Raw genomic sequence first — 6,847 nt, 5'->3', positions numbered from 1 at the left:
CAATGGCGGTTCGGCGTTGCACAGTCGAGCACGTCTTCGGCACTATAAAAGGCTGGATGGGTGCCACCCACTTCCGAACGCGGGGCCTAAAGAACGTCGCAACTGAGGCCAGCTTGACCATCCTGGCCTACAATCTCAAGCGCGCCATCGCTGTCGCCGGTGTGACTGCCATCCTCAAAGCACTAAAGGGATGAAGAGAGCCAAAACGCGCTGTCACAAACGACGTGCGAGACCAACTTCAACGAGTTTTCACACAGCCTCGCCCCGAGAGCTGCCCATCTGGAATGCGCCCATATTGGACGTTAGTTAAGCTGCCGACAGATCCCAAAAACAGACCAATTACTCTCAATATCGAACTCAGATGTCGCGGCATCGCGGCATCGCGGCATCGCGGCATCGCGGCATCGCGGCATCGCGGCATCGCGGCATCGCGGCATCGCGGCATCGCGGCATCGATGATGGGTGTTCCCTGCCCTAACGACGTCAACCGCCCGGTGTGTTCAACGGGTCACTGCAACACCCTCTGCAGCCTATCGGCTGGCGTCTCGAAGTCTAGTGTTTTACGCGGTCTCTGGTTGAGCCGCAGAGCGACCGCGTCGAGTTGGTCTTGCGTGACTTGGGTGAAGTTTGTTGCTCTGGAGAAGTACTGCCTGAGCAGTCCGTTCGTGTTTTCGTTGCTGCCGAGCTGCCAGGGACTACGCGGATCGCAGAAATAGACCTTCAGGTCGGTGGCGATGGTGAAGCTCTTGTGGCGAGCCATCTCCTTGCCCTGATCCCATGTTAACGAGCGCCGCAACTCTTCGGGCAATGTACTGATCCTGTCGGCGAGAGCTCCCACGACGGTCGCCGAGTCCCTTTTCGCCAACTTCACAAGCATCGTAAATCGGCTGTGTCGCTCGACGAGGGTGACGATGTTGGTGTCTTTTGCACCGGCGAGCAGATCGCCCTCCCAATGACCGGGGATGGCGCGATCCTCGGCCTCGGCAGGTCGCTCGCGAATGGAGATCATATCAATGATCTGGCCTTGCCCCATTCGGCTCTGAGCTCCTTTGGGGAGACGCATTTGCCGTCTGGTGCGCAGATGTGCTGTCAGTTCCTTCTTGAACACCCCACGGGACTGAATGAACAGACTGCGATAGATCGCTTCATGAGATATTCGCATACTTGGATCGCCCGGGTATTCTCGCCTCAGCCATCCCGCTACCTGCTCCGGCGACCATTGAAGCGCCAACTTCTGCGCCACCAGCCATCGTAGCTCTTCAAAGCGGGCCAGGCGACATAGCTTCGGTCGTAGTGCTCGTTCCCAAGCTTGCTTGTCAGCATGAGTGGCACGATAGGTGCGTGCTCCACCATTTCGAGCGATCTCACGACTTATCGTTGATGGCGACCGCCCTAGACTTCGTGCAATCGCACGGATGGCAAGACCTGCCGCAATCCCGCGGGATATCTCTTCGCGTTCCCCCAGCTCGAGCGTGCAAGCAGCTCTACGTCGTGGTGACGGAGCAATGCCACCATGGACAACGACAATCCGCTGAACACCGCCTTTGGTCCTACGATCCAATGCTCGCGAAATCGAAGAAATACTCTGACCCTGCCTCCATCGCTCCCAGAGCTCTATCTTCTGTTCAGCGGTAAACCAAACCCGTGACGTCACCATGCGACACCCCCATCATCCTCTCAGACTACAGGTGTTGCCACGATCAGTTGAACCCACCCCCCCATTCCGGCCATTCGCGCGCTTAGCGCGATCTACCAAAAGCGGACACAATAGCGGCAGAGCATTTAACGTTGGATCGCCAGCGTCGCTAGCGTTTTGGCACTGCCCAAGGCCTGTCAAAGCCCGTCGCAAATTATGACCGTAAACTATCCTTGAAGTCACGGCAGGCCAACACACTTGACGGCGCTATTGAAAACAATGCTGGTGAAGCGCAGGCAGCTGACACCGCGAGCGGCTCTGGCATCTGCCGATCCTCGGACCGGCAGATGCAAGGCTTTGTGCAAAAGGCTCGAGCCTCTAAGCGGCAACCCGCCAACGAAGCAGCGTTATCTCTTGGTTCTCGCCTGCTTCAACGAAATAGCCTGTGACCTTCGCGCCAATCGATGCCTCGTGTGCTGTGTCGAGCACACCGACAACACGAACGCCGGGGGCATCTGCTAAGTCGATCAGGCATATTTCATAAGGGGCTTCAAACCCCTTGATCATCGACTTACCTACCGTAACAAAAGAGAAAATCGTGCCAGACGTCGAGATCGGACGCCACTCGAACTCTGTTGAACCAGAAATGGCGCAGCGGTGACGTGGCGGCCAATAAGTCTTGGCAGACGCCGGGCAATACTGCAGGCGCAGTTCACGTGCCTTCATCCCCGCCCAGAATGGCACAAACAGTGGATCGTTCAGATCAGGGACCACAATGTGGTTGAGCAAGTCAGACATTGGCGCTCTCCAATACAGCGAAAGAACTATCGCCCAAATTACCCCAGCCACTCACAGCGATATGCTTGGCGCCAGATACTTGGCGAGCTCCACACTCTCCACGCAATTGGCGCACGGCTTCCACGACATGGTTCAACCCTGCCATGTGGGCCTCTGAGAGTAGCCCCCCATGAGTGTTAACCGGTAGCTTTCCGCCGAGCCGAATATTGCCATCTGCAACAAGAGCCGCTCCCTCTCCATGTTCCGCAAAACCTGCCTCTTCAAGCTGGTGGAGCACCTCGAACGTGAAGCAGTCGTAGATCATGGCGGCATCCATATCCCTGGGTCCTAGTCCGGTGGCTTGCCAGACTTCCCCTGCAGCAACGGACAGGCCGGTGCTCAGGAATGGGTCGCGATTGGTGATGTCCATCGCGGATGCGCCAATGCCTTCAGCAACAGCAAGAATTCGAACGCCACGACCGTTTTGCGTATCGGAACGCGACACGATCACCGCGCAAGCACCATCCGTTTCTTGCGAGCAATCGAACAAATGATAAGGCTCAGCTATCGGCCGGGAGTCGAGATAGTCCTCCATGGTCATCGTGCGCTCATGCATCTGGGCGTCGGGGTTCATATTGGCGTGGAAGCGCATTGCCAAAGCAATCTCGCCGAGTGTCTCACGCTTCAGCCCGTACTCTTCCTGGTAGCGTCGGCACAGCAAGGCATAGCGCTGCGCTGGGGTGTTCCAACCTTGTGTGAATTCCAAGTGTTGACGATAGCGGCGGCCGGGCAGAAACGATGGTCGATCTGCCTTCCGCAGGCCCGAACTTCCCTTAATAGCGCGCAGCAACAGCACGTGTTTTGCTGCGCCACTTTCGACTGCCATGGCTGCAGTGCGCAACCCCGAGACGGCACTCGCACCACCGAGATCAATCGTCGCTCTAAACCCCATTCGTTGGGGTTCGAAGTTTATGACAAAGAAGTCATCAGCAAGATGTCCCGGATAGGCGATGAAACCGTCGATCTCACTTGGTGCAATGCCAGCGTCGGCTGCGGCCTTGGTGATCGCCTCGATGGCGAGCATCTCAGCGGGCCGCTCATGCTTGCGGGAATATTTGGTGTTTCCAACACCTGAAACAAGCGCAAAGGACATTAGTTCATCTCCTCTTGAGCTGTGACAAAGGCGCGACCGTCAACCAGATAGGCACCCTTCTCATTGACAATGACCGGATTGAAATCTGCTTCTTTGAGGCTTGCCCCCAAGCGATCCGCCCAATTAGCGATGACCGCAATAGTATCGATGAGCGCCTCGGTATTACCCGCTGGAGCGCCGCGATATCCGCTCAAAAGGGCGACAAGCTTGGGCTGGCGTGCCACGAGATTAGCAATATCAGCGCGTGAAGCAGGCAGTAGCAGCGAGACTGCACTATCGGCGTGCAACTCGGCATGAATGCCCCCGAGGCCAAGGACGAGTAAGTGCCCGAAGGCGTCGTCGTGCTTAATTCCGACGAGCACTTCAGTACCCTTGAGCATCGCCTGGATCAGGACCCCCGGATCTTCAATGTTCATCGTTGTACGAATGCCGGCGAAATCGGTCAGAACCGCACTGATCTGTTCGTCACTCTTAATGTTAAGACGGACACCGTCGGCGTCTGACTTGTGGCTGAGATCTTCCGCATCGATCTTCACAACGACCGGATAGCCAATGTCGTGAGCAACGGCCAAAACCTGCTGTTGGTTCGACCCATCAACACGCACGGATGGAGCTGCCGCTGCACCTAATGCGCTCAAATCAGCAATGGTCTCCGCCGCAGTCCACGTACCAACGCGACCAAGTTTTGGTGCGGTTTTATTTTCCAGCAGAGCCAAGCTCTCGACAGCGACAGTCTTTTGAGACTGACCAACACGGAAAACTGCGCTGGCTTCTGCTGCTGCAACTGCACGCAGAGGATCGGGGAATGCCGTGGCTGCAGAACCGTCGAACACCGCCTCAACTGCTGGCGTCAAACCAACCCAGGCAACATAGACTTCAGGACGCAAAGCGTCAGCAGCGCCCTTTATCTCTTCGGCGACACCTTCTGCCAAGGTGCCACCAGCGCCGGTGACGACGAAGATCGCGTCCACATCATCAAAGTCATTGAGCACATCGAGAATGCGCGGCAACATGGTTTTATCGGCAAACGCGCCCGTGATATCGACGGGGTTGCTGACATGGGCCTGCTTGGCAATTTCGGCCAAACGCGCCTCAATCGCTGGCGGAAGCGCTGGCAAGGTCCAGCCCAGGGCACTCAACTGGTCGCTGGTGACAGTACCTGCGCCACCAGAGGTGGTCACAATAACGGCCCGGCGGCCGTGAGCCATGGCCTTACGCTTTAAGCTCTGGAACGTTAGTGCCTTAGCGGCATCAAAGAAATCGGCGTAGGACTTTGAGGCTACAATATGGGCTTCACGCGCCAAAGCCTGTAGCATCTCTGGGGTGCCGGCAATACGACCTGTGTGCGATTGCACCGCCTCACGTCCGGCTTCAGACGTTCCAGAATTGAGCATAAGCAATGCTTTGCCTGCGAGCTGCGCTTTCAACGCTGCGCGGCGGAACTGCTTTCCATTGGTCACGCCTTCGACAAACAACATGACGACTTCTGTCTTCTCGTCAGCGATCACATCGTCAAGCAGGGTTTCGAGCGATGCAGCAGCTTCGTTGCCGGTGCTGATCAACCACGAATAGCCCATGGCAGTGCCACGGAAGACCTGCAACAGATAAGCGATCGCTGCGCCGGACTGCGCAACCGCCGCCACTGGACCTTTGTTAAGCCCGACACCATGCGTTGCTGAGGTGAAGCTGGCATTTATCCCCGCATGAGCATTCATAATACCCATCGAGTTAGGACCAATGATCTGCATGCCTGTTCGGGCCGACAGTTCACCTACGGATTGATCAAAAGCCCTCTGTTCTTCCGCCGAACCCTTATGAGCGCTGATGACAACGCCAATGCGCGTCCCGAGCGCAGCAGCTTCTTCCAACAGTGGCAAAATGGTCGAGATCGGCGTGGTCATCACCACCATTTCTGGCACTTCTGGCAGATCGGCCAGACCGGCATAGACCTTGTGGCCATCAATATCTTCGCCCGCCAACCTCGGATTGACGGGATAAACTGTCGCTTCTGGGCCTGCATTGATGACGTTGTTGAACAGACGTGCACCGTAATAGCTCCCGCCAACGAGCCGAGAGGCCCCAACAATGGCAATGCTGCGAGGGGGATACAGACCGCTTGTTTTTGCGCTAAGGCCGATGGGCGAGAGTTCAGACATCTACAGCTCCAAGACAACGATATCTTTTTTAAATAACAATAGGTTAGAAAAGCTCTATCAAATCTAGAGCTTCAATAGACCTTCACGTGGTTGAGTGACAGACTCGCCCTCAAATAGGGTCAGAGGCAATGGTTCCGCCGGCAGCAAAGGCTCTCCACCCTGAATGCGGCTAGCGATAAAATCGGTAGCAGCACGGCCGGTCGCGGCAAGTGATAGATCCACCGTTGTCAGCTTGGGGCTGCTCCAACTTGTCATCATCGTCTTGCCCGCGCAGACGACTGAGAAGTCATTCGGCACCGATATGCCTAGCTCCACCAAACGCGCCAAAACGCCCATGGCCATAGCACTCGAGCCAACTAAAACCCCTGTTAAATCAGGGTGCGCACGCAGCAAACGATCGATCGAATTAGCCCCAGCCTGGGCATTATATTCGGCATGTTCGATGATGAACCCAGCGCCAGATTTCGCTAGATGTTGCATGGCACCACGCAAGCGCTGTTGGGTGGCTTCACTATGCGACGAACCCAGCAAAATACCGACGCGCCGATGCCCACGATCGGTAAGCGTTTTCGCCATAACTTGGCCGAGGCTTTCGTGATCGACACTGAATGTCGGCACGTCGAGGCCACGTGGTGTCAGCGAGGCTACAACCACGCCAGCGTCCTGCATCCGCCGGACAAGATCGGCCAGTTTGTCAAAGTGCGACCATTGATCGAAACCGCCGCCAGCAAGGATGATGCCGCCGACCCTATGCTCCCACAGCTGAGCGCAGTATTTGAGTTCGAGCTGGGCATCACGCTGCATATTGCAGACGATCGCCGACAGGCCATGCCTTGTTTCGGCCTGGAGTGTCACCGCTTCAGCAATCTCTCCGTAATAAGGATCGAGCATATCGCCGACGATGAGGCCCATCATTGTGCTGGCCCCTCCCCGCAAATTGCGCGCATGAATATTTCGGACATAGCGCAGCTCACTCGCCGAGGCCTTAACGGCCTCAGCCAGTGCAGGATCAACCGGATAGCTATCGCCGCGCAACACGCGGGCAGCTGTGCTGACCGACACGCCGGCTGCACGAGCAACATCAGCTAGGGTCGGGGCGTTTCCTGATTGCTTTTTAGCGCTCAC

General features: G+C 56.6%; 6 protein-coding genes. 1 reads left to right on the top strand and 5 read right to left on the bottom strand.

The genetic code is table 11. The features are described 5' to 3' along the window. A partial coding sequence (locus JHC09_RS10135) for a transposase (protein ID WP_199531848.1) occupies positions 1-194 on the top strand: 194 nt, incomplete at its 5' end. Between the two features lie 314 nt (positions 195-508). Here JHC09_RS10135 and JHC09_RS10130 read toward each other — a convergent pair. From JHC09_RS10130 to JHC09_RS10110, 5 genes are all read right to left on the bottom strand, one after another. After that, positions 509-1,657 (bottom strand): IS30 family transposase, encoded by a 1,149-nt coding sequence (locus tag JHC09_RS10130; RefSeq protein ID WP_199531847.1) that lies wholly within the window; start codon positions 1,655-1,657, stop codon positions 509-511. 357 nt (positions 1,658-2,014) lie between these two features. Further along, on the bottom strand, positions 2,015-2,434 hold the full coding sequence (locus JHC09_RS10125; protein ID WP_199531846.1) for an OB-fold domain-containing protein: 420 nt from the start codon (positions 2,432-2,434) through the stop codon (positions 2,015-2,017). Further along, entirely contained in the window at positions 2,427-3,566 is a 1,140-nt protein-coding gene (locus JHC09_RS10120; RefSeq protein ID WP_199531845.1) for a transporter, read from the bottom strand. The genes JHC09_RS10125 and JHC09_RS10120 overlap by 8 nt, the downstream gene beginning before the upstream one ends. Then, positions 3,566-5,722 (bottom strand): acetate--CoA ligase family protein, encoded by a 2,157-nt coding sequence (locus tag JHC09_RS10115; RefSeq protein ID WP_199531844.1) that lies wholly within the window; start codon positions 5,720-5,722, stop codon positions 3,566-3,568. Before JHC09_RS10115 ends, JHC09_RS10120 begins: the two co-directional genes overlap by 1 nt. Before the next feature lie 63 nt (positions 5,723-5,785). Continuing rightward, positions 5,786-6,847, bottom strand: a complete 1,062-nt coding sequence (locus tag JHC09_RS10110) for a LacI family DNA-binding transcriptional regulator (protein ID WP_199531843.1) — start codon at positions 6,845-6,847, stop codon at positions 5,786-5,788.

Source organism: Devosia sp. MC532 (assembly GCF_016461625.1).
Lineage (GTDB): Bacteria > Pseudomonadota > Alphaproteobacteria > Rhizobiales > Devosiaceae > Devosia.
This window is presented reverse-complemented; position numbering and strand designations above follow the sequence as displayed.

Excerpts from the sequence above, each read along its gene's own strand:
- JHC09_RS10120 (WP_199531845.1), bottom strand. The coding sequence starts at position 3,566 with ATGTCCTTTGCGCTTGTTTCAGGTGTTGGAAACACCAAATATTCCCGC.
- JHC09_RS10115 (WP_199531844.1), bottom strand. The coding sequence starts at position 5,722 with ATGTCTGAACTCTCGCCCATCGGCCTTAGCGCAAAAACAAGCGGTCTG.
- JHC09_RS10130 (WP_199531847.1), bottom strand. The coding sequence starts at position 1,657 with ATGGTGACGTCACGGGTTTGGTTTACCGCTGAACAGAAGATAGAGCTC.
- JHC09_RS10125 (WP_199531846.1), bottom strand. The coding sequence starts at position 2,434 with ATGTCTGACTTGCTCAACCACATTGTGGTCCCTGATCTGAACGATCCA.